This is a genomic window from Rhizobium sp. PAMB 3174 (assembly GCF_052908375.1).
Genome location: NZ_CM128608.1, coordinates 1,733,068 through 1,754,702, shown reverse-complemented (window position 1 = coordinate 1,754,702; position 21,635 = coordinate 1,733,068). Strand labels below are relative to the sequence as shown.

The 21,635-nt window shown below is 61.9% G+C and carries 20 protein-coding genes; 15 read left to right on the top strand and 5 right to left on the bottom strand.

Going from position 1 to position 21,635, the window contains the following annotated elements; translation table 11 throughout:
• Positions 1–62 precede the first annotated feature (62 nt).
• The 3 genes from ACU5AY_RS08375 to ACU5AY_RS08365 are packed head-to-tail and all read right to left on the bottom strand — an operon-like array spanning position 63 to position 2,406.
• Positions 63–1,247 (bottom strand): GNAT family N-acetyltransferase, encoded by a 1,185-nt coding sequence (locus ACU5AY_RS08375; RefSeq protein ID WP_446828709.1) that lies wholly within the window; start codon positions 1,245–1,247, stop codon positions 63–65.
• Complete coding sequence (locus tag ACU5AY_RS08370) at positions 1,244–1,972, bottom strand: glycerophosphodiester phosphodiesterase (RefSeq protein ID WP_446828708.1); 729 nt, start codon at positions 1,970–1,972, stop codon at positions 1,244–1,246. Before ACU5AY_RS08370 ends, ACU5AY_RS08375 begins: the two co-directional genes overlap by 4 nt.
• The gene (locus ACU5AY_RS08365; protein ID WP_446828977.1) at positions 1,969–2,406 is read right to left on the bottom strand and encodes a RidA family protein; all 438 of its coding nucleotides are present in this window, start codon (positions 2,404–2,406) and stop codon (positions 1,969–1,971) included. The genes ACU5AY_RS08370 and ACU5AY_RS08365 overlap by 4 nt, the downstream gene beginning before the upstream one ends.
• A 141-nt stretch (positions 2,407–2,547) precedes the next feature.
• Between ACU5AY_RS08365 and ACU5AY_RS08360 the strand changes: the two genes are divergently transcribed.
• The 14 genes from ACU5AY_RS08360 to lpxB all read left to right on the top strand — a co-directional run bounded on the left by ACU5AY_RS08360 (position 2,548) and on the right by lpxB (position 16,790).
• Complete coding sequence (locus ACU5AY_RS08360; protein WP_446828707.1) at positions 2,548–3,402, top strand: cell envelope integrity EipB family protein; 855 nt, start codon at positions 2,548–2,550, stop codon at positions 3,400–3,402.
• Positions 3,403–3,606: 204 nt separating this feature from the next.
• Entirely contained in the window at positions 3,607–4,374 is a 768-nt protein-coding gene (rpsB, locus tag ACU5AY_RS08355) for a 30S ribosomal protein S2 (RefSeq protein ID WP_446824304.1), read from the top strand.
• A gap of 271 nt (positions 4,375–4,645) precedes the next feature.
• Positions 4,646–5,572, top strand: a complete 927-nt coding sequence (gene tsf / locus ACU5AY_RS08350) for a translation elongation factor Ts (protein WP_446824303.1) — start codon at positions 4,646–4,648, stop codon at positions 5,570–5,572.
• Between the two features lie 101 nt (positions 5,573–5,673).
• Positions 5,674–6,396, top strand: a complete 723-nt coding sequence (pyrH, locus tag ACU5AY_RS08345) for a UMP kinase (protein WP_446824302.1) — start codon at positions 5,674–5,676, stop codon at positions 6,394–6,396.
• Between the two features lie 60 nt (positions 6,397–6,456).
• On the top strand, positions 6,457–7,017 hold the full coding sequence (frr, locus tag ACU5AY_RS08340) for a ribosome recycling factor (protein WP_446824301.1): 561 nt from the start codon (positions 6,457–6,459) through the stop codon (positions 7,015–7,017).
• Positions 7,018–7,065: 48 nt separating this feature from the next.
• Positions 7,066–7,809 carry an isoprenyl transferase gene (locus ACU5AY_RS08335; protein ID WP_446824300.1) on the top strand — a complete coding sequence of 248 codons (744 nt, stop codon included), beginning with the start codon at positions 7,066–7,068 and terminating at the stop codon, positions 7,807–7,809.
• Positions 7,809–8,645, top strand: coding sequence for a phosphatidate cytidylyltransferase (locus ACU5AY_RS08330; protein WP_446824299.1), 837 nt, complete (start codon positions 7,809–7,811; stop codon positions 8,643–8,645). Before ACU5AY_RS08335 ends, ACU5AY_RS08330 begins: the two co-directional genes overlap by 1 nt.
• Positions 8,646–8,666: 21 nt before the next feature.
• Positions 8,667–9,803, top strand: coding sequence for an RIP metalloprotease RseP (gene rseP, locus ACU5AY_RS08325; protein WP_446828706.1), 1,137 nt, complete (start codon positions 8,667–8,669; stop codon positions 9,801–9,803).
• Positions 9,804–9,995: 192 nt separating this feature from the next.
• Entirely contained in the window at positions 9,996–12,329 is a 2,334-nt protein-coding gene (gene bamA, locus ACU5AY_RS08320; RefSeq protein WP_446828705.1) for an outer membrane protein assembly factor BamA, read from the top strand.
• A gap of 52 nt (positions 12,330–12,381) precedes the next feature.
• Positions 12,382–13,455, top strand: a complete 1,074-nt coding sequence (gene lpxD / locus ACU5AY_RS08315; RefSeq protein WP_446828704.1) for a UDP-3-O-(3-hydroxymyristoyl)glucosamine N-acyltransferase — start codon at positions 12,382–12,384, stop codon at positions 13,453–13,455.
• Positions 13,452–13,919 (top strand): 3-hydroxyacyl-ACP dehydratase FabZ, encoded by a 468-nt coding sequence (fabZ, locus tag ACU5AY_RS08310; RefSeq protein ID WP_446824295.1) that lies wholly within the window; start codon positions 13,452–13,454, stop codon positions 13,917–13,919. Before lpxD ends, fabZ begins: the two co-directional genes overlap by 4 nt.
• Entirely contained in the window at positions 13,916–14,725 is an 810-nt protein-coding gene (gene lpxA / locus ACU5AY_RS08305) for an acyl-ACP--UDP-N-acetylglucosamine O-acyltransferase (RefSeq protein ID WP_446828703.1), read from the top strand. The genes fabZ and lpxA overlap by 4 nt, the downstream gene beginning before the upstream one ends.
• 9 nt (positions 14,726–14,734) lie before the next feature.
• Positions 14,735–15,607 carry an LpxI family protein gene (locus ACU5AY_RS08300; RefSeq protein WP_446828702.1) on the top strand — a complete coding sequence of 291 codons (873 nt, stop codon included), beginning with the start codon at positions 14,735–14,737 and terminating at the stop codon, positions 15,605–15,607.
• A 1-nt stretch (position 15,608) separates the two neighbouring features.
• The gene (gene lpxB, locus ACU5AY_RS08295) at positions 15,609–16,790 is read left to right on the top strand and encodes a lipid-A-disaccharide synthase (RefSeq protein ID WP_446828701.1); all 1,182 of its coding nucleotides are present in this window, start codon (positions 15,609–15,611) and stop codon (positions 16,788–16,790) included.
• A 33-nt stretch (positions 16,791–16,823) separates the two neighbouring features.
• On the opposite strand, the gene gltA is transcribed toward lpxB, so the two are convergent.
• Complete coding sequence (gltA, locus tag ACU5AY_RS08290; protein WP_446824291.1) at positions 16,824–18,113, bottom strand: citrate synthase; 1,290 nt, start codon at positions 18,111–18,113, stop codon at positions 16,824–16,826.
• A 298-nt stretch (positions 18,114–18,411) separates the two neighbouring features.
• Here gltA and ACU5AY_RS08285 point away from each other — a divergent pair, with 298 nt between their 5' ends.
• Positions 18,412–20,883, top strand: coding sequence for a ComEC/Rec2 family competence protein (locus tag ACU5AY_RS08285; protein ID WP_446828700.1), 2,472 nt, complete (start codon positions 18,412–18,414; stop codon positions 20,881–20,883).
• Here ACU5AY_RS08285 and lexA read toward each other — a convergent pair.
• Positions 20,877–21,587 carry a transcriptional repressor LexA gene (gene lexA, locus ACU5AY_RS08280; RefSeq protein ID WP_446828699.1) on the bottom strand — a complete coding sequence of 237 codons (711 nt, stop codon included), beginning with the start codon at positions 21,585–21,587 and terminating at the stop codon, positions 20,877–20,879. The genes ACU5AY_RS08285 and lexA overlap by 7 nt on opposite strands.
• Positions 21,588–21,635 lie beyond the last annotated feature (48 nt).

The window sequence follows — 21,635 nt, the reverse complement described above, 5'->3', positions numbered from 1 at the left end:
TGTTCTCGTTTGCTCCTGTCTAGCAAGCCGACAGGCAGGCCTTCAAGCGGATAGTGCCGGGATCAGTCCTGCTCGGGCGCGCCCTTGCGGAAGGGACTGTGCGCTGTCAGGAGCTCGCCCATGTGCTCGACGTCCTGACGCTCGTGGACGAGGTAGTTGGCAACGGCATCGCGCAGGCCCTTGTGGGCGATGTAATGCGCGGAGTGGGTCGTCACCGGCACGTAGCCGCGCGCGAGCTTGTGTTCCCCTTGCGCGCCGGCCTCGACGCGCTTCAGCTTCTTTTCCAAAGCAAAGTCGATCGCCTGGTGATAGCAGACCTCGAAATGCAGGAACGGGTGGTCCTCGATGCAGCCCCAGTGGCGACCGAAGAGGACGTCGTCGCCGATGAAATTGATCGCGCCGGCGATATAGCGTCCCTCGCGCCTGGCCATCACCAGCAGGATGTCGTCGGCCATGCGCTCGCCGATCAGCGAATAGAATTCGCGGGTCAGGTAGGGCCGGCCCCATTTGCGGCTGCCGGTATCCATGTAGAAGGCAAAGAACTGGTCCCAGATCTCTTCCGTAAGGTCGCTGCCGCTCAGCCAGTCGATTTCTATGCCGCCTTCCAGCGCCGACCGCCGCTCCTTCTTCAGCGCCTTGCGTTTCCGCGAGGCAAGCGTGTCGAGGAAGTCAGCGTGATCGCGGTACCCCTCGTTGATGAAATGGAATTGCTGGTCGGTGCGGTGCAGGAAGCCGGCATCCTCGAAAAGGCCGACCTCGTCTTCAGGAAGGAAGGTGGCATGCGCCGAGGAGACGCCGAGGCGTGTGGCAACCTCGCGGTATCCGGCGGCAAGCGTCTCGCGCACCATCGCCTTGTCTTGCCCCTCCGAGACCAAGAGGCGCGGTCCGGTGGCGGGCGTGAAGGGGATCGCGGACTGGAGCTTCGGGTAATAGTCCCCGCCGGCCCGTTCGAAGGCATCCGCCCAGGCGTGATCGAAGACATATTCCCCCTGGCTGTGGCTTTTCATGTAACAGGGCAGGGCGCCGAGAAGCTCGCCCTTCTCCGTCTCCATCACCAGGTGGTGACCCAGCCAGCCCGTCCGTCGCGTCGCCGATCCGGATTCCTCCAGCGAGGAGAGAAACGCATGCGACAGGAAGGGGTTGTAGGCCGTTTCCTGGCCTTTGGAAGTGCCCGACAGGCGGCCCCAGCTTTCCGGCGAAATGGCCGGAAAGCTCTGTTCGACACGAATGGATACCGTTCCGGTCATGAAACGCCGGTTACTTCCCTTGGATCGAAACCTTCGAAGGTCATCTGGTCTGCATAGAGCGCGGTCTGCTTGCGGCCTATCTCGTCGCGCACCGTCCAGGTGATGATCGGCACACCGCGCTTCTTCTGTCCTTCAATGAAAGCATTCGGAAGGTGTGCAGCGCAATAGGAAATGAAGTCCAGCCCGTATTGCATGGCCTCGTCGTGCTTGAAGAAGTCTTCCGGCTTGACGCCTTCGGCCGTCAGGCCGACGGGGCGGGGCGAGCCGAGCGACTTCAGGTCTTTGAGAAGCCAGTGGTCGAAGCTCATCAGCGCCACCGGCCCGTCATAGCTCTCGAGCTCCTCGAGCACCGTCTCGGGAAAACCCTCGTCGTCGCCTTCGCTGCCCTTCAGTTCGATGACGAGCGGAACCCGTCCCTTGACCAGTTGCAGAAGCTGCTTGAGCGTCGGCACCTTGTCGGCGGTGCCGCCGATCGACAGCAGACCGAGTTCGGCCGACGTCCGATCGCGCACATTGCCGGGAATGCCGCAGAGGCGTTCGAGCGTATGGTCGTGGAAGACGACCGGCACGCCGTTGGAGGCGTAATGAAGGTCGCATTCGATGGCAAAGCCCGCGTCGACGGCTCGCTGGAAGGCCGAAAGCGTGTTTTCCCAGACTGTCTTGTTGGTGTCGTGATAGCCGCGGTGGGCGATCGGACGTTCTGTCAGCCAGCCAAGCTCGCTCATGCTTCGATCTCGATGATGGCGTCGATTTCGACCGATGCGTTCATCGGCAGGGCGGCCATGCCGACGGCGGCGCGCGCATGCTTGCCAGGCTCGCCGAGCGCATTGGCGATGAGGTTGGAGGCGCCGTTGATGACCAGGTGCTGCTCGGTGAAATCCGGCGTCGAGGCGACGAAGCCGTTGAGCTTGATCACGCGCTTGATGCGGGAGAGATCGCCGCCGAGCGCAGCACTGGCCTGGGCCAGAATGTTGAGCGCGCAAAGCTCGGCCGCGCGCTGGGCGGAGGCGACGTCCTGGTCACGGCCGACGAGACCGGTCACCGCAATTTTGCCGCCTTCCATCGGCAATTGGCCGGAAAGGTAGAGAAGGTTGCCGCTGACGACGTAAGGAACGTAATTGGCTGCCGGAGCAGCGGCGACGGGAAGCTCGTATCCCATTTCCTTAAGGCGGGCTGTAATTGTCGCGGACACTTGTTGACTCCCTTTTTTGCTGTACAGTGTTCGAGGACCGGCAGACTTTTATGCCGGACGGCTGATTGCTTCTATCGCATCGGGCCTGAGTCCAACAGGAGGAATTGAATGCATCATCTGCGCCTGGCCGCTGGTTTCACCCTGGCTCTGTCCTGCTCTCAGGCCACAGCCCTCGCCGCCGTCGATGATGCCAACCAGAATGCCAGTCTGGCTCCGCACCGCGCCGTCTACGACATCAGCCTGCTGAGCGCCTCGGAGCGTTCCGGCATATCCGGCATGACGGGCCGCATGGTCTATGAATTCGATGGTTCCAGCTGCAAGGGCTATTCGACAAAGTTTCGTTTCGTCACTCGCATAGCGACCGACGATGACACCAAGACGACGGATCAGCAGACCATCACGTTTGAAAATCCGAGCACCGGTGACTTCGCCTTCCAGACGAAGTCCTTCACCGGGTCCCAGCTCGACAAGGAGGTCAAGGGGGAGGCGCACGAGAACGCGGACGCCCTGACGGTGAAACTCTCCCAGCCCGAGAAAAAATCCCTGGAGCTGGCCGCGAGCCGCTTCCCCACCGAACATCTCATGGAAGTCATCAACCAGGCCAAGGAAGGCAAGACGCTCGTGCAGTCGCGGCTTTTCGATGGAACGGACGATGCCGCCGAGAGCCTTTTGACCACCACGGTCATCGGCAAGCGGATTGGTGATGAAGCAGACGCCAAGGACGTGGCCGGCAAGAACCCGGTCGACGAACGTCTGCTCGACACCGTGCCCTCCTGGCCGGTTACGATCGCCTACTACAAGGACAGCAACAGCAATGACGCCATGCCGGTCTACCGCATGTCGTTCAGGCTGTTCGAAAACGGCATCGTCGACGATCTTGCCATGGACTATGGTGACTTCGTGCTCGGCGGTCGCCTTGCCCGCCTCGATGGCCTGAAGACCAACGTCACCCTGTGCAAGTGACGTCAATCGGCTGAATCGTCACGGACTTCCTGTTTTTTCGCCTCCAAGGCTTGATTTTCCGGGCCGGAGCCGGTAACGGCACGACCATTCCACACGTGGAGCTTGGGAATGACCGGGAGAAATCCGGTCCTTTCCGCCGGTGGCGCCGTTCCAAGCGGTGTTCATTGCTCCACGGAGGTTCAACCGGAAAAGGAGTAACAAGGCATGGCATTGCCCGATTTTTCCATGCGCCAGCTTCTCGAAGCAGGCATACATTTTGGTCATCAGACTCACCGCTGGAACCCGAAGATGAAGCCGTACATCTTTGGTGACCGCAACAACATCCACATCATCGACCTCGGTCAGACCGTTCCGATGCTGTCGCGCGCCCTTCAGGTCGTGTCCGACACCGTCGCTCGTGGCGGCCGCGTTCTGTTCGTCGGCACCAAGCGCCAGGCGTCCGAAATCATCGCCGACAGCGCCAAGCGTTCGGCCCAGTACTACGTCAACTCCCGCTGGCTCGGCGGCATGATGACCAACTGGAAGACCATCTCCAACTCGATCGCGCGTCTGCGCAAGGTTGACGAGATCCTGGCTTCCGACGCACAGGGCTTCACCAAGAAGGAGCGCCTGAACCTCGAGCGCGAACGCGAGAAGCTTGAAAAGGCTCTCGGCGGTATCCGCGACATGGGCGGCGTTCCGGACCTGATGTTCATCATCGACACCAACAAGGAAAAGATCGCCATCGAGGAAGCCAAGCGTCTTGGCATTCCGGTTGTTGCCGTCATCGACTCCAACTGCGATCCGGACAATGTCGACTTCCCGATCCCGGGCAATGACGACGCCTCGCGCGCCATCGCTCTCTATTGCGACCTGATCGCCCGCGCTGCCATCGACGGCATCGCCCGCCAGCAGGGTGCATCCGGCCGCGACCTCGGCGCTTCGGAAGAAGTTCCGGTCGAGCCCGCCCTGGAAGGCGAAGCAGAAGCCTGATCCGGCGATTTGGCGGACGTTCCTCGGGAAGGTCCGCCATCGAGAGTTCAGCATATCCCGGGCAAGGCCGTTTGCAGTGTCTTTTCAGAGCGCCAGCGGCCTTGTTCCATTTCTGGCCTGATGTCCGGTCGGTAAACGTCCCCGAGGCGTTCTCACTGTCATCACGCCGTCATACTTCCGGGTACAGTCGTGCCCAAAACGAAATGCGGTGCCGGTTCACCCGCGAGGGACTGAGGGCAGGGCACCCGACGAACGCTGAAAGAGGCATTACATGAGCAACATTACCGCAGCTATGGTGAAGGAACTGCGCGAGAAGAGCGGCGCAGGCATGATGGATTGCAAGAAGGCGCTGGCCGAAACCAACGGCGACATGGAAGCCGCAATCGACTGGCTGCGCGCCAAGGGCATCGCCAAGGCCGACAAGAAGTCGGGCCGCACCGCTGCTGAAGGCCTGATCGGCGTCGCCAGCGCCGGCCACAAGGCTGTTCTCGTCGAAGTCAACTCCGAAACCGACTTCGTTGCCCGCAACGACGCCTTCCAGGACATCGTCCGCGGCATTGCCGAGGTTGCGCTCCACACCGACGGCACCGTCGATGCTGTATCTGCCGCGACCTACCCGGCAACCGGCAAGTCCGTTGCAGACACGATCAAGGATGCCATCGCCACCATCGGCGAAAACATGGCTCTGCGCCGTTCGGTCATGCTCGAAGTCGAGCACGGCGTCGTCGCCACCTACATCCACAACGCTGCCGGCGACGGCATCGGCAAGCTCGGCGTTCTGGTCGCCCTGAAGTCTGTCGGCGACAAGGCCGTCCTGACCTCGATCGGCCGCCAGGTCGCCATGCACGTCGCTGCAACGGCGCCGCTCGCCGTTCGCGCCGAAGACGTCGACCAGGCTGCTGCCGACCGCGAGCGCGCGATCTTCATCGAGCAGGCCCGCGAATCCGGCAAGCCGGACGCCATCATCGAAAAGATGGTTGAGGGCCGCATGCGCAAGTTCTTCGAGGAAGTCGCACTTCTCTCGCAGGCCTTCGTCATCAATCCGGAGCTGACCGTCGCCGCCGCGCTGAAGGAAGCCGAAAAGGAAGCCGGCGCCGCGATCGAAGTGACGGGCATCGCCCGCCTGCTGCTCGGCGAAGGTGTCGAAAAGGAAGAGAGCGACTTCGCTGCCGAAGTTGCCGCAGTCGCCAAGGGCTGATTAACGGGCCAAACCGTTTCTTGATGGAAAACGAAGGGCATCGCGTGACAACGCGATGCCCTTCGTGTATCCGGCTTTGAAATCGAAATTCGGGAGATCACATGTCCGTGCAGCCGCTCTATAAACGCGTTCTGTTGAAAGCCTCGGGCGAGGCGCTGATGGGCAGCCAGGGGTTCGGGATCGACGTGGCTGTCGCCGACCGGATTGCCTCCGATATCGCCGAGGCAAAGGCCATGGGTGTCGAAGTCGGGGTCGTTGTCGGCGGCGGCAACATCTTCCGCGGCGTGGCGGTTGCCTCCAAGGGCGGCGACCGGGTGACCGGCGACCACATGGGCATGCTGGCAACCGTGATCAACGCGCTGGCGCTTGCCACGTCGCTGCGCAAGCTCAACATCGACACCGTGGTTCTCTCGGCCATCGCCATGCCGGAACTCTGCGAAAGCTTTTCCCAGCGCGCGACGCTCTATCACCTGCAGATGGGCCGCGTGGTGATCTTCGCCGGCGGCACCGGCAACCCGTTCTTCACGACCGATTCCGCCGCAGCGCTCCGCGCCGCCGAAATGGGCGCCGAGGCGATCTTCAAGGGCACGCAGGTCGACGGCATCTATTCGGCCGATCCGAAGAAGGATCCGACCGCGACCCGCTTCGATCACCTGACCCATAACGAAGTGCTCAACCGCGGACTGGCCGTCATGGACGTCGCCGCCGTTGCGCTGGCCCGCGAAAATTCCATTCCGATCATCGTCTTCTCGATTCACGAGAAGGGTGGCTTTGCCGATATCCTGAAGGGCGGCGGTTGCAAGACGATCGTCTCCGACAACTGACAATGACGTAGGGGCTACGCCTGGAAAACCGGCGGCCCTGGACTAGACAGGAGAATGACCATGAGTGAAGGGATTGACTTCAACGATCTGAAGCGCCGCATGGAAGGCGCGATCAACGCGTTCAAAAGCGATATTGCCTCGCTGCGCACCGGCCGCGCTTCGGCCAACGTTCTCGATCCGGTGACGGTGGAAGCCTACGGTTCGCGCGTGCCGTTGAACCAGGTTGCCAACATCACCGTTCCGGAGCCGCGCATGCTGGCGGTCAACGTCTGGGACAAGCAGATGGTCGGCGCCGTCGATCGTGGGATCCGCGAATCCAACCTCGGTCTTAACCCGATCATCGACGGCCAGAACCTGCGCATTCCGCTGCCGGAGCTCAACGAAGAGCGCCGCAAGTCGCTGGTCAAGGTCGCGCATGACTACGCCGAGAAGGCCAAGGTCGCGATTCGCCACGTGCGCCGCGACGGCATGGACGGCCTGAAGAAGGCGGAGAAGGACGGCGACATCAGCCAGGACGACAGCCGCACGCAGTCGGAAAGGGTGCAGAAGCTGACCGACGAGACGATTTCTCAGATCGACCACTTGCTCGTCGACAAGGAAAAGGAAATCATGCAGGTCTAATGTGCGCGGTCTGCGGATGAAGGCGGCGCTCTGTTTGATGGATTGCGAATGTCTGAGCCTCTAGTGCCTCATGTCCCTGAGCACGTGGCCATCATCATGGATGGCAACGGGCGGTGGGCCAATGCGCGGGGGCTTACCCGCACGATGGGGCACCGCAAGGGCGTGGAGGCCGTACGCGACGCTGTCAGGGCGGCTGGCCGGCTGGGCATTCGCTATCTGACGCTTTACGCCTTCTCGTCGGAGAACTGGCGGCGGCCGGAGACGGAGATCAACGATCTTCTCGGCCTTTTGAAGCTCTTCATTCGCCGTGACTTGGCAGAGCTGCACAACGAAAATGTCCGCATCCGCATCATCGGCGACCGCACGGGTCTGCGCGGCGACATCCTGCCGCTGCTGCTCGAAGCGGAAGAGACGACGCGCAACAATTCCGGCCTGACGCTGGTGATCGCCTTCAACTATGGCTCGCGCGACGAGATCACCCGAGCGGTTGTTTCGCTCGCCCGTGACGTCGAGGCCGGGCGGCTTGCGGCCGACAACATCACCACCGACCTGATTTCCTCGCGGCTCGACACCGCCGGCATTCCCGATCCGGATCTCATCATCCGCACAAGCGGTGAGGAACGGCTTTCCAACTTCCTGCTCTGGCAGGTCGCCTATTCGGAACTGATATTCGTTCCGGAGTTCTGGCCCGATTTCACGGAGGCTCTGCTGGTCGAGGCATTGAAGAAATTCGCCATGCGCAACCGGCGCTTCGGCGCGCTCGCCGAGCCCGGCAAGATGGCGGGAACCTGATGCAGCGGGAATTGCAGTTGAGAATCATCTCCGGCGTCGTCATGGCCGCCGTCGTTCTCGTGGTGACCTGGTACGGCGGCTTGCCGTTCCGCGTTATGGCCGCTGCGATCGGCCTCCTCATCTATTACGAATGGTCGACGATCACGCGACTGCCCGATGTCGATCTGCAGGGCAATGCCTGGGGCTGGATATCGGTGGCGGTCATCGGCCTGAACGTCGTGTTCGGCGACGATTCCTTTGCCGTTCCGCTTCTTTTTGGCGCCGTGGCGGCGGCCGCATTGCTGGTGGCCGTGCGAAAGAGAAGCTGGTGGCTTCCCGGCGGCATACTCTACGCCGGACTGTCGTCGATCTCGCTGGCGGCCATCCGTGGCGACAGCCAGCCGGGCCTTGTGGCCATGCTGTTTGTATTTGCGGTGGTGTGGGGCACGGACGTGCTGGCCTATTTCACCGGCCGCGCCATCGGCGGACCGAAGCTGGCGCCGCGCATTTCCCCCGGCAAGACCTGGTCGGGAGCAATCGGCGGGGCTGTTTTCGGTGTTTTGGCCGGCTGCGCGGTCATCTATGCGGAATTTGCCGAGCCGGGTCTCTGGATCATTGTCATCGCCTTTGCGCTTTCGGTCTGCAGCCAGGCCGGTGACCTGTTCGAGTCTTTCGTAAAGCGCCGTTTTGGCGTAAAGGATTCCAGCCACCTGATCCCCGGCCATGGCGGGGTGATGGATCGGGTGGATGGGCTTGTTTTTGCCTGTTTTGCGGCGTTTCTGATGGGGGCCGTCTACGCGGCGAGCGGCGGGGCAATCGAATCCGTCGGCGCCTACCTGATTGGCCTGAGCGGCTGAGGCCGGAAGGATCGTGAAAGCATGCTCGAACATATCATAGGCGCTCCGGGCTTCATCATCGGCTATATCCTGCCTTTCGTGATTGTCCTGTCCCTGATCGTCTTCGTCCACGAGATGGGCCATTATCTGGCCGGACGCTGGTCCGGCATCCGGATATTGGCGTTCTCCATCGGCTTCGGCCCCGAGATCGCCGGCTTCACCGACAAGCATGGTACACGCTGGAAACTGTCGGCGATTCCGCTGGGCGGCTATGTCCGCTTCTTCGGTGATGACGATGCCGCAAGCAGGCCCGACCAGGAAGGGCTTGCCGCGATGACGGACGAGGAACGGGCGAGAAGCTTCAGCGGCGCAAAGCTCTGGAAGCGGGCGATCACGGTCGCCGCCGGCCCGATTGCCAACTTCCTGTTCGCCATTCTCGTCTTTGCGGTGATGTTCACACTGTACGGCAAGCCGGTTGCCGATCCGGTCGTGGCCGACGTCCAGCCGGGGAGCGCGGCGCAGGCCGCCGGCATATTGCCTGGCGACAGATTCGTGTCCATCGACGGCGAACGCATTTCCACTTTCGACGACATCCGGCGCTATGTGAGCGTTCGTCCGGGAATCACCATGTCGGTGGTGCTAGAGCGCGATGGCCGCGAGATCGATCTGCCGTTGACGCCGAAGCTCCAGGAAATGACCGACCGGTTCGGCAACAAGGCGGAGATCGGCCTCATCGGCGTGATCACCAATGAACAGGTGGGCAAGTTCCGGACGGAAAAATTCGGGCCGTTCGCGGCGGTTGGCGCGGCAGTCCAGCAATGCTGGCACATCGTCACCGGCACCTTTGACTACATTTCGAACATTATTACAGGCCGGATGAAGGCCGATCAGCTCGGCGGCCCGATCAGGGTTGCGCAGGCCTCCGGCCAGATGGCGACGCTTGGTGTTGCCGCATTGCTACAGTTGGCGGCCGTGCTGTCGGTATCTATCGGATTGCTTAACCTGATGCCCGTTCCGGTGCTGGACGGTGGCCATCTGTTGTTTTATGGAGTCGAAGCACTACGCGGTAAACCGATTGGGGGGAGGACGCAGGAGATCGCATTTCGCATCGGCTTGGTAATGGTCTTGATGCTGATGCTGTTTTCGACCTGGAACGACCTAAGTTCGCTGGTCGGTTAACCGAAGGGACGGTCGGAAAAACCAACTGTTTACGATAATTGCAAACGATAGTGGCCTTCAGGCCACTTGCTGATTTGAAAGTAAATGGATTTTAACCCGCGACCTTGCTTGTGGTGCAAAAGCGGTTAAAACGGCACATGTGGCCAGAGTCGGGTAGGGCGACTTTGGGGCAACGGAAAAGGTAAGTTTAAAATGAAGGCTGGTTCAAAGTTCTTGAACGCGGTGTCAGCGGTTGCACTGTCCACGAGTTTGGTGGTTACCGGCACGGCAGCTGTCGTGATCGCATCCGCAACGGTGGCCGAGGCCGCGGTCGTCAAGAATATCGTGGTCCGGGGTGCTGGCCGCGTTGGCGCAGATACCGTTCGATCCAACCTGACGATCAAGCCCGGCAAGAGTTTCAGCAACGCCGATATCGATGAGTCGATCAAGAACCTCTATGCGACCGGCTATTTTTCCAATGTGAGCATCAGCGTCTCCGGCAGCAGCCTGATCGTGAATGTTGCAGAAGGTCAGCTGGTCAACCAGGTGGTCTTCAACGGCAACCGCAAGATCAAGGACGAGAAGCTGGCCGCCGCCGTCGAGACGAAGCCGCTTGGTCCTTATAACCAGGTCATGATCGAAAACGACATCCAGACGATCAAGGACGCCTACGCCTCGATCGGCCGCAGCGATGTCAGCGTGACGACCCAGACCTTCGATGTTGGCCAGGGCCGCCTCAACGTCGCGTTTGTCATCAATGAAGGTGACCGCACCAAGATCGACCAGATCAACTTCGTCGGCAACCACGCGTTCTCCGACGGCCGGCTTGCAGCCATCGTCAACACCAAGAAGTCCAACTTCCTGTCATTCCTGACGCGCCGTGACGTTTACAACCCCGACAAGCTGAAGGCTGACGAAGCGGCGCTCCGCAAGTTCTATTACAATCACGGTTACGCCGATTTCCGCGTGGTGTCGTCCGACGCCGTTCTGGACGAGGCGAGCAACACCTATACGATCACCTTCACTGTCGAAGAAGGCGAGAAGTACAATTTCGGCGCCGTGAACGTCGAATCGAGCGTCGAAGGCGTGGATCCGAGCGAATTGCAGTCGCTGGTCGAATCCCGCTCCGGCAAGACCTACAGCGCCGATGACGTGCAGAAGACCATGGAAGCGATTGCGGCAAAGGTTGCGTCGCAGGGTTATCCCTTCGCTCGCGTGACGCCGCGTGGCGACCGCGATTTCTCCAACAATACCATTGGTGTGAACTATCTGGTCGATCAGGGCGAGCGCGCCTATATCGAGCGCATCGAAATCCGCGGCAATACCCGGACCCGTGACTACGTCATCCGCCGCGAGTTCGACATCAGCGAAGGCGATGCGTTTAACCGCGAGTTGATTTCGCGTGCGAAGCGCCGCCTGGAAGCGCTTGGCTACTTCACGACCGTCGATATTTCGACGCAGCCGGGCAGCGAACCTGACCGTGTGGTCATCATCGTGAATGTGGAAGACCAGCCGACAGGTTCATTCGGCATCGGCGCGGGCTATTCGGCCGGCGGCGACGGCCTGATGCTGGAAGCCTCCATCGAGGAAAAGAACTTCCTCGGTCGCGGTCAGTATATCAAGGTTGCTGCAGGTGCCGGCACCGAAGGTGCTCGAACCTACTCGCTGAGCTTCACGGAACCTTACTTCCTCGGCTACCGTCTCGCAGCTGGCTTTGACATCTTCAGGAGTGAAAGCGACAGCGCCGATAACTATGATTACGAGGAACAGGGCTTCACGCTCCGCGTGACGGCTCCGATCACCGAGGATCTGCGCACCACATTTGCCTATAACTACAAGCAGATGAAGTACGATTCCAGCGGCTCCGACTACGATGATCTGTCCCAGCCCTACAAGGATCTGGTCGACAATAGCCCGTGGACAAAGTCGTCTGTCTCGAACACGATCGTCTACAACACGATCGATGACATGCAGATGCCGCGTGAGGGTATTTACGCAAGCCTGACGAACGAAATCGCCGGTCTTGGCGGTGACTCGCAATTCTACAAGATCACTGCGAAGGCGAAGGCATTCTACACGGTCTCCGATTACGCGGACGTCGTCGCATCCCTCAGCGGTTCGGCCGGATATGTTGCTTCGCTCGGCGGCAACCTCAACGTCTTTGACCAGTTCCAGATCGGCGGACGTGAAATCCGCGGCTTCGAGAACAACGGCATCGGCCCGCGCATGTCCAACGGCGACGCGCTTGGCGGCACGACTTACTTCACGGCTTCTGCCGAAGCGTCGTTCCCCCTTCCGGGTATCCCGACGGACCTGAACCTGCGTGGCGCCGTATTCGCGGATGCCGGTACGCTGTTCGGTAACGAGGTCAGCCTGGGCGGAGATAGCGCCGAGGGAACGGACGCGTCCCTGCGTGCATCCGTGGGTCTCGGTGTTGTCTGGGGTTCGCCGTTCGGCGCGATCCGCTTCGACTACGCTGTGCCGGTCCTGAAGGAAGACTACGACAAGACTCAGAATTTCCGGTTTGGCATCGCTAACCAATTCTGATATCGGCAGACCAGAACTGCGGGCCCATCCGCTCCGGAGCTTTGGCTGATCTATGATGCATAATGAATTCTTTCCGCCCCATGATGGCGTAAGCTTGAAAGAGCTTGCTGAGTTTCTTGGGGCGGAACTTGAGAATGCTGCAAATGGCGATTTGAGGGTGCGTACCGTTTCTCCGGTCGCCCGCGCCAAGCAAGGCGAGATTTGCTATATTCTCGCTCGACGCAACAAGGCCGATTTCGTCACGTGCAACGCGACGGCGGTGCTTTGCACAAGGGCCTTGCGTCCACTGGTTCCCGATAATATTCCGGTCTTGATCAGCAATCATCCGCATACGGATTTCGCCCGTGTCGGTGCTTTGCTGCATCCGGACGCCATGCGCCCGGAGCGTACCGCGCCCGCGGAGGACCGCGTGTCGAAGCAGGCCGCCGTGGATCCGTCCGCCCAGCTCGAGGGTGATGTCGAGGTCGAGCCTTTCGCGGTGATCGGCGCAGGCGCGGTGATCGGTAGCGGCACGCGCATTGGCGCCGGCGTCGTCATCGGCCCCCATGTCAAGATCGGCCGCAATTGCACGATCGCGGCCGGGGCGAGCGTTCTTTGCTCGCTGATCGGCGACAATGTCATCATCCACAATGGCGCCCGCATCGGGCAGGACGGGTTCGGCTATGCACCGGGTCCGCGCGGACTGCTGAAGATCGTCCAGATCGGGCGGGTGATCATCCAGGACAATGTGGAGATTGGCGCTAACACCACGATCGATCGTGGCACCATGGACGACACGGTGATCGGCGAAGGCACGAAGATCGACAACCAGGTGCAGATTGCCCACAATGTGCGCATTGGCCGCCATTGCGGCATTGCCAGCCAGGTGGGCATCGCCGGCAGCACGACGATCGGCAACGGTGTTCAGATCGGGGGGCAATCCGGGTTCAACGGCCACATCTCGATCGGTGACGGTGTACAGATCGCCGGCGCCAGCGCGGTGGCTGCTGATATCCCGGCAGGGCAGGTCTATGGTGGCTTCCCGGCGCGGCCGATCCGCGACTTCCTCAAGGAGACGGCGGAGGTCATGGCGCGATCGGTCAATCGGCCGCGGGCTCAAGAGCGGAAAGAGGGGAAAGAGGAATGACAGAGGCCAATACGAGCGAGCTTGCGACGATCGACATCATGGAGTTGATGAAGCTCCTGCCGCATCGCTATCCGTTTCTTCTGGTCGACAAGATCGTCGAGGTCGATGGCGACAATTCCGCCGTCGGCATCAAGAACGTGACGGTCAACGAACCGCATTTCACCGGCCACTTTCCGGAAAATCCGATCATGCCGGGCGTGCTGCTGATCGAGGCCATGGCTCAGACTGCCGGCGCGATCTGTGCGCACAAGAGCGGCTCGACAGACAATCTGGTCTACTTCATGACCATCGACAACGCTCGGTTCCGCAAGCCTGTGGTTCCCGGTGATCAGGTCAAGTTCCACGTCGTCAAGCAGAAGCAGCGCGGCAATATCTGGAAGTTCCATTGTGACGCCAAGGTCGATGGTCAGCTTGTCGCTGAAGCCGACGTCGGCGCCATGATGGTGAAAAAAGGTGATAAATGAGCCTGATTGCGGCATCTGCCAGGATCCATCCGACGGCCGTCGTTGAAGACGGCGCCGTGATCGGCGAGAACGCGTCAATCGGGCCGATGGCCTATGTCGGACCCCGTGTGGTGCTCGGCGATAACGTCACCTTGCACAATCACGCGGTGGTTACCGGCATCACCCGGCTTGGTTCCGGCTGCACGGTCCATCCGATGGCGGTGATCGGCGGCGAGCCCCAGAGCGTTCATCACCATGGCGAGGAGACTACGCTTTCCATCGGCGACAACTGCACGATGCGCGAGGGCGTCACCATCAATGCCGGGACCGCGCAGGACAAGGGCAAGACGACGGTTGGCAACAACAACCTGTTCCTCGCCAATTCGCATGTGGCGCATGACTGCATTCTCGGCGATCACATCATCCTGTCGAACAATGTGATGCTGGCCGGCCATGTGACGGTTAGCGACCGGGTGATTTTCGGCGGCGGCTCCGCCGTCCACCAGTTCTCGCGCATCGGCCGCCAGGCCTTCATCGGCGGCCTGACGGGTGTGGCCTATGACGTCATTCCCTACGGGATGGCGAACGGCAATCCGGCAGTTCTCGGTGGCCTGAACATCGTCGGGATGACCCGCGCCGGTCTCGACCGTGCGGTGCTTCATACCGTGCGCCGCGCCTACAAGCAGATATTCGAGGGCGAACAGTCGATCCGGCTGAATGCCGCCGCGATCCGTGACGAATACGCCGATTGCCCGCAGGTCATCGAAATCCTCGACTTCATCGCGGCAGACAGCGACCGGGCCCTGACTTCGCCTGCCCGGAAATAGGGGCGCGGCATGGACGGCGAGCGCTCCCGCGAGACCGGCCGCCTGGCGATCATTGCCGGAGGGGGGCTGTTGCCGGTCTATCTCGCCGAGGCTGCCAGGGAGCAGGGTGAGGATCCCTTCATTCTGGCGTTGCGCGGTGAATCCGAGCGCGACTGGCAGTCCTTCGAACATATCGACATCGACACCGGGAATCTTGCTGGTCTGAAGAAGACGATCAGCGAGAAGGGCATAGACCGCGTGGTCATGTCCGGTTCCGTCAAGCGCCGCCCCGACTGGCGCGCCATCCGTCCCGACATCAAGGCATTGCTGAACTTTCCGCGCATCGTGCGGTCACTGGCGTCTGCCGGCGACGACAAGCTGTTGCGGCTGGTGATCGAGGTCATCGAGCTCTATGGCTGCAAGGTGATCGGCGCGCAGGATATCGCGCCCAATCTTCTGGCCGAGGTCGGGCCGCTCGGCGCGGTCCAACCCGCCGAGGCGGACTGGACCGATATTCGCCAGGCACGGCAGGCTGCCGAGGAACTCGGCCGGCTGGACGTCGGGCAGGGCGCCGTCAGCGTCAAGGGCAGGGTCGTCGCGCTGGAAGGCGCGGAGGGCACGGACCAGATGCTGGAACGCGTCGCGCGCATGCGCCGCGAAAGCCGCATCTCGAGCCGGGCGAAAGGTGTTCTGGTCAAGCTCTGCAAGCCGCAGCAGGATCTGCGCGCGGACCTGCCATCCATCGGTCCGTCGACGGTCGCCAATGCGGCGGCCGCCGGACTGGCGGGGATCGCCGTCGAGGCCGGCCGGTCGCTGGTGCTCGACCGCGACGAGATGGTCAGGGAGGCCGACAGGCTTGGCCTGTTCGTCATCGGGTTCGAACCCACGAAAAGGAAGACCTGACATGGCAGCTGAGCCCCTGAAGATCGCGGTCATCGCAGGCGAGGTTTCGGGTGATCTTCTCGGCGCGGATGTTCTCTCAGCGTTGCGCCGCCGCTTGGACGGACCCATGGAGATCATTGGTGTCGGCGGAGAGGCGATGGAGGCCGAGGGGCTGAAATCGCTGTTCGACTTTTCCGAATTGTCGATCATGGGCATTTCCGCCGTCGTCGCCAAACTGCCGCAACTTATCCGGCGGATCCGCCAGACGGCGGATGCCATCGTCGCGGCCAGGCCGGATATTCTGCTGATCATCGATAGCCCGGATTTCACCCATCGCGTCGCCAGGCGCGTGAAGAAGGCCCTGCCGGACCTTCCGGTCGTCAATTACGTCTGCCCGAGCGTATGGGCCTGGAAGGAATACCGGGCGACAAAGATGCTGGCCTATGTCGATCGTGTTCTGGCCCTGCTGCCCTTTGAGCCTGCCGTGATGGAGCGGCTTGGCGGGCCGAAGACGGATTTCGTCGGCCATCGCCTGACGAATGACGGGGATCTTCTGGCGGTGCGCCGCGCCCGGCTGGACAGGCCGGACCCACAGGCTGCGGAGCCGAAGACGGTGCTTTTGATGCCGGGCTCGCGCGGCGTCGAGATCAAGTTCCTGTTGCCTGTCCTCGGCGAGGCGATGCGCGCCCTGCGCGAGCGACATCCCGACATGCGCTTCGTTCTGCCGGCAGTGCCCCGGCAGGAGGCGCGCATTCGCGAGGTTATTGCCGACTGGCCGGAGCAGCCGGAGATCGTCGTCGGTGCAGAAGCAAAATGGAAGGCGCTTGCCGTCGCGGATGCCGCGATTGCGGCGTCCGGCACGGTGATCCTCGAACTGGCGCTCGCACGCGTGCCGGTCGTCTCCATCTATCGTGGCGACTGGATCATCAATCTGGTTGCCAACCGCATCAAGGTCTGGAGTGCCGCCCTGCCGAACCTGATTGCCGACTACACCGTCGTGCCCGAATATTTCAACGACATGCTGCGGCCCGGCCGGCTGGTGCGATGGGTCGAGCGCCTGATCGTGCCGAGCCTGGAACGGCAGGCGATGCTGCAGGGATACGACACGGTCTGGGAACGTCTTTCGACCGAAAGGCCACCCGGAGAACTGGCTGCCGAGATCATCCTCGATGTGCTGAAAACGAAAAAACCCGGTCATTTCTGACCGGGTTTTTTATGTCCGCCGAGAGGCGACGTCTTAGCGCTTGGAAACCGGAATGTAGTCGCGCTTCGGCGAACCGGTGTAAAGCTGACGCGGACGGCCGATGCGCTGCTGCGGATCCTCGATCATTTCCGCCCACTGTGCGATCCAGCCGACGGTGCGGGCGAGAGCGAACAGCACGGTGAACATGGTCGTGGGGAAGCCCAGCGCCTTCAGCGTGATGCCGGAATAGAAGTCGATGTTCGGATAGAGCTTCTTCTCGATGAAGTAGCTGTCGGTGAGCGCGATGCGCTCCAGCTCCATGGCGACTTCCAGAAGCGGATCGTCCTTGATGCCGAGCTCGCCGAGCACTTCATGGCAGGTCTTCTGCATGATCTTGGCGCGCGGATCATAGTTCTTGTAGACGCGGTGGCCAAAGCCCATCAGGCGGAACGGATCGTTCTTGTCCTTGGCGCGTTCGACATATTCCGGGATCCGATCGGCGGTGCCGATTTCCGAGAGCATGTTCAGTGCCGCTTCGTTGGCGCCGCCATGTGCCGGGCCCCAGAGGCAGGCAATGCCGGCCGCGATGCAGGCGAACGGATTGGCGCCCGACGAACCGGCCAGGCGAACCGTCGACGTCGAGGCGTTCTGCTCGTGGTCGGCGTGCAGGATGAAGATGCGGTCCATGGCGCGCGAAAGCACCGGATTGACCTTGTACTCTTCACACGGCACGGCGAAGCACATGCGCAGGAAGTTCGACGAGTAGTCGAGATCGTTCTTCGGATAAACGAAGGGCTGGCCGATATGGTATTTGTAGGCCATGGCCGCGATCGTCGGCATCTTGGCGATCATGCGCAGGCTTGCGACCATGCGCTGATGCGGATCGGTGATGTCGGTCGAGTCGTGATAGAAGGCCGACAGCGCGCCGACGCAACCGCACATGACGGCCATAGGGTGGGCGTCGCGGCGGAAGCCGGTGAAGAAGCGGCTCATTTGCTCGTGAACCATCGTGTGATGCGTCACGCGGTAGTCGAAGTCCTTCTTCTGCGTTTCGGTCGGCAGTTCGCCGTACAGCAGCAGATAGCAGGTCTCGAGGAAGTCGCCGTGTTCTGCGAGCTGCTCGATCGGGTAGCCGCGGTGCAGGAGCACGCCTTCGTCGCCGTCGATAAAGGTGATCTTCGATTCACAGGCGGCGGTCGAGGTGAAACCCGGATCGTAGGTAAAGGAGCCGGTGTGCTTGTAAAGCGTGCCGATATCGACGACGCTCGGGCCAATGGTGCCTTCTCGAACCGGCAATTCGACCTGCTTGTCTCCAAGTGTCAAGGCAGCGCTTTTGTCTGTCATGCTCTTCCTCCAGATAGGGCGGGCTGGCGCCTCTAAGTGGCGCCACGGTTATTAGCGTCAATCGCTTAGCTATATGATCCTGGCGCGGATGCCAAGCTATCCGGCGGCCAAATTGTGCATCGCGAAATCAACTTTGCGACTTTCCCGTGGCCAAGCCGAGCCGCAACCTCGAACTTTGGCATCAACCGTAGTCGAATGACGCGCCATGCGGGGGCTTCGGTTGATTTTTCGTTTGTCGAAATCGCCTTGCGATTGCAGAATGCAACCGGGTGAGGGTGGTCTTTGACGGGGGCCGCATATGGCCGATGCCGGAGAGAAGAGGCGTCTTGGCAACCGGGCGCTGGCGCGCGACCCGCAGCGCGTGGTTCCGCTTGATCTGCCGGCGCCAGAGCGCGGCGGGGCCGGGCGCCATCGCACGTTCCGTCTGGGCGACCTTCACGGAAAACTGCGGCTTGCCCTGGCCGAAGAGCGCCGCTTTCGTCATGACTTTCTCTTCTCGCCGGTCCTGCTCGGACTGGGAGCCGTCGTCTGGTTCAGCCTGGCGCACGACCCGCCCACGCCTGCCATTTTCCTGTTGGCTGCCGTGGCTTTAGTGGGTGCTGTTGCCGCCGGGCATCATCGCCCGCTGATGCGATATGCCGCAATCGCCGTGCTGCTTCTGGCGCTCGGCATGGGGCTGGCTGCTTTCGAGACATGGCGGACCGGGACCGTCGTGCTGGATACGCCGATCGTCACCCGGATCACCGGCCGGATCGAGAGCCGCGAAATCGATGACAATGGCGGCTGGCGCTATCTGATCAATGTCTCGGCGACCAGCGAGCCGGCCCTTCGTCGCCCTCCTGAAAGAGTGGCCGTGCTGGCGCGAAACGACCATGAGCCATTGCTGCCCGGCGAAATGATCAGCGGCAAGGCGCGGCTCTCGCCGCCCTCCGGTCCGGCCCTGCCGGGCAGCTATAACTTCGCATTCTTCTCTTACTATCAGGGGATCGGTGCGGTCGGCTTCTTCTACGGTTCTCCCGAAAGAGTGGCTGTGGGGCAGCGTGCATCCCTTCTTGACCGCGCCCGTCTTGCGATCGAGATGCTGCGCGACACGATTTCCGCCCGTATACGGGCGACGCTCGCAGGCGATACCGGGGCGTTTGCCTCGGCCATCGTCACCGGTCAGAGACGCGCGCTGTCGGATGAGACGGCGGAAGCCTTGCGCATGTCGGGATTGGCGCATGTGATCGCCATTTCTGGCCTGCACATGGCGCTCGCGGCAGGCCTCTTCTTTGCCGGCCTGCGCACGACACTCGCCCTGTTCCCGGCCCTCGTGCAACGCTTCCCGGTCAAGAAATGGGCCGCTGCCGCCGCCCTGGCCGGGGCATTCGGCTATCTGCTGATTTCCGGATTGCAGGTATCGGCGATCCGTGCCTTCATCATGCTGGCATTGATGCTGGTCGCAGTCCTCATCGACCGGCCGGCGATCAGCCTCAGGAACGTCGCGCTCGCGGCGCTGATCATTCTTGCCGTCACGCCGTCCGCCGTCATGGGGCCGAGCTTCCAGATGTCGTTTGCCGCGACGGTGGCGCTTGTGGCGGGATATAGATGGTGGCGGATGCGATCGGTGGACCGGAGCGCGCCGCGCCGCCGGTCCGGTATCATCGCCCTTGCCGCGAAAGCCGGCGGGTTTGCTTCGGCGTTGGCGCTTACATCGGCGATCGGCGGGACTGCAACGGCGATCTTCGCGCTGGAGCATTTCTACCGCCTCGCGCCCTATGGCTTCGCCGCCAATCTCATCGCCATGCCGGTCGTCACCTTCGTGGTCATGCCGGCCGGCCTGGTATCCGTCCTCGCCATGCCGTTCGGGCTCGAGCATTGGCCGCTGCGCCTCATGGGGGTTGGGCTGGACATCGTCATCGCGGTGGCCCGAGAGGTCGCCGGCTGGGACAGCGGAGTTTCATCCGGACGCCTGCCGCCCTATGCCTTCGAACTCTCGGTCGCCGGCTTTCTGCTTCTGGTCCTGCTGCGCAGTCGCCTCAGATATGTCGGCCTGCCGCTGATGGCCGTGGCGGTTGCGCTGATCGCATACGGACCGACAAACTCGTCTCCTGCGCTGATTATCAGCGAGGACGGCAGGCTGGCGGCCCTCATTGCCGATGGACGGCTAGAGACGAACCGCAGTCGTCCGCCATCCTTCATCTTCGAACAATGGCAGCGGGCGCTCGCCATGCCGAAGGGCGAGGGGCCGGACATGGCGGATGGGGAGCCCGTTCCGGCCGACCAGACAGAAAAAGGAGGAGAGCAGCCACGGCTGCCGGCCTCCGTCTTGAATGCGGAGCGACTGGCTATGGAAAAGGCCCTGAATGGGGAGATATCCCGCTTCCACTGCAGGAAGGCCGCCTGGTGCGCCGGTCAGGTTACGGCGTCGGGCGGAACCGCATTGCGGGTGGTGACGGTGGAGAAACCCGCCTATGCCGGACCCGCCTGCGACATCGCCGATGTGGTCATCGTGCCGTTCCGCCTCGGCTACGACACGTGCCGCTCGGGCGCGACATTGCTTATGGCGGAACGGCTGCGAAGAACCGGATCGATCGAACTCCATGCGGCATCGGACGGCATTGGCTTTGAGGCCAGGACGGCAGTCGGCGCAATCGACCGGCCCTGGACCCGGCATCGATACTACGACTGGCGGACAAACGCCTTCCCGATCACGCAGGAAACGGGCACATGGCCGCTTGTTCCACGTCCGCGTTATACGGACGCAGCCAGGCGTGTCACCGGTCAGTGATAGCGGCGGATGAGGCCGACGAGCTTGCCCTGAACCTTGACCCGATCGGAGGCGAAGATACGCGTCTCATAGGCCGGGTTGGCGGCTTCGAGTGCAATCGACGCACCCTTGCGGCGGAAGCGCTTGAGCGTTGCTTCCTCGTCGTCGACCAATGCCACGACGATCTCGCCCGGATTGGCGCTGCTGACATTCTTGATGATGACAGTATCGCCATCGAGGATGCCGGCTTCGATCATCGAGTCGCCCTTGACCTCCAGCGCATAGTGTTCGCCGGAGCCCAGCATTTCCATCGGCACGGACAGGCTGTGCGTGTTGTTCTGGATGGCGGAGATCGGCACACCGGCGGCGATGCGGCCCATGACCGGGACGCTGACGGTGTCGTTCGCCGGTTCCGGTGCCTTGGGGGTGGGCGCGGGCTTCGGCTTGCCGAGGCTGCCTTCGATGACGCTTGGCGAAAAGCCGCGGCGCGGCTGCAGGCTCGGCGAATAGGCTTCGGGAAGCTTGATGACTTCCAGCGCACGCGCCCGGTTCGGCAGGCGGCGGATGAAGCCGCGCTCCTCGAGCGCCGTGATCAGCCGGTGAATGCCGGACTTGGACGCGAGATTGAGTGCATCCTTCATCTCGTCAAAGGATGGCGGAACGCCGGATTCCTTCATCCGCTCGTGAATGAAGAGAAGCAGTTCCTGTTGCTTTCGCGTCAGCATGAATCGGCACCTTCCAGAATCATGAAACAAATACAGAACGGACACTAT

What these genes read in the sequence shown, in the direction of transcription:
- frr (WP_446824301.1), top strand. Translation starts at nt 6,457, where the DNA reads ATGAGTGAAGGGATTGACTTCAACGATCTGAAGCGCCGCATGGAAGGC.
- bamA (WP_446828705.1), top strand. Translation starts at nt 9,996, where the DNA reads ATGAAGGCTGGTTCAAAGTTCTTGAACGCGGTGTCAGCGGTTGCACTG.
- rseP (WP_446828706.1), top strand. Translation starts at nt 8,667, where the DNA reads ATGCTCGAACATATCATAGGCGCTCCGGGCTTCATCATCGGCTATATC.
- lpxD (WP_446828704.1), top strand. Translation starts at nt 12,382, where the DNA reads ATGATGCATAATGAATTCTTTCCGCCCCATGATGGCGTAAGCTTGAAA.
- ACU5AY_RS08360 (WP_446828707.1), top strand. Translation starts at nt 2,548, where the DNA reads ATGCATCATCTGCGCCTGGCCGCTGGTTTCACCCTGGCTCTGTCCTGC.
- ACU5AY_RS08365 (WP_446828977.1), bottom strand. Translation starts at nt 2,406, where the DNA reads ATGGGATACGAGCTTCCCGTCGCCGCTGCTCCGGCAGCCAATTACGTT.
- ACU5AY_RS08375 (WP_446828709.1), bottom strand. Translation starts at nt 1,247, where the DNA reads ATGACCGGAACGGTATCCATTCGTGTCGAACAGAGCTTTCCGGCCATT.
- fabZ (WP_446824295.1), top strand. Translation starts at nt 13,452, where the DNA reads ATGACAGAGGCCAATACGAGCGAGCTTGCGACGATCGACATCATGGAG.
- gltA (WP_446824291.1), bottom strand. Translation starts at nt 18,113, where the DNA reads ATGACAGACAAAAGCGCTGCCTTGACACTTGGAGACAAGCAGGTCGAA.
- ACU5AY_RS08370 (WP_446828708.1), bottom strand. Translation starts at nt 1,972, where the DNA reads ATGAGCGAGCTTGGCTGGCTGACAGAACGTCCGATCGCCCACCGCGGC.
- lpxB (WP_446828701.1), top strand. Translation starts at nt 15,609, where the DNA reads ATGGCAGCTGAGCCCCTGAAGATCGCGGTCATCGCAGGCGAGGTTTCG.
- ACU5AY_RS08285 (WP_446828700.1), top strand. Translation starts at nt 18,412, where the DNA reads ATGGCCGATGCCGGAGAGAAGAGGCGTCTTGGCAACCGGGCGCTGGCG.
- ACU5AY_RS08330 (WP_446824299.1), top strand. Translation starts at nt 7,809, where the DNA reads ATGCAGCGGGAATTGCAGTTGAGAATCATCTCCGGCGTCGTCATGGCC.
- lpxA (WP_446828703.1), top strand. Translation starts at nt 13,916, where the DNA reads ATGAGCCTGATTGCGGCATCTGCCAGGATCCATCCGACGGCCGTCGTT.
- pyrH (WP_446824302.1), top strand. Translation starts at nt 5,674, where the DNA reads ATGTCCGTGCAGCCGCTCTATAAACGCGTTCTGTTGAAAGCCTCGGGC.
- rpsB (WP_446824304.1), top strand. Translation starts at nt 3,607, where the DNA reads ATGGCATTGCCCGATTTTTCCATGCGCCAGCTTCTCGAAGCAGGCATA.
- ACU5AY_RS08300 (WP_446828702.1), top strand. Translation starts at nt 14,735, where the DNA reads ATGGACGGCGAGCGCTCCCGCGAGACCGGCCGCCTGGCGATCATTGCC.
- lexA (WP_446828699.1), bottom strand. Translation starts at nt 21,587, where the DNA reads ATGCTGACGCGAAAGCAACAGGAACTGCTTCTCTTCATTCACGAGCGG.
- tsf (WP_446824303.1), top strand. Translation starts at nt 4,646, where the DNA reads ATGAGCAACATTACCGCAGCTATGGTGAAGGAACTGCGCGAGAAGAGC.
- ACU5AY_RS08335 (WP_446824300.1), top strand. Translation starts at nt 7,066, where the DNA reads ATGTCTGAGCCTCTAGTGCCTCATGTCCCTGAGCACGTGGCCATCATC.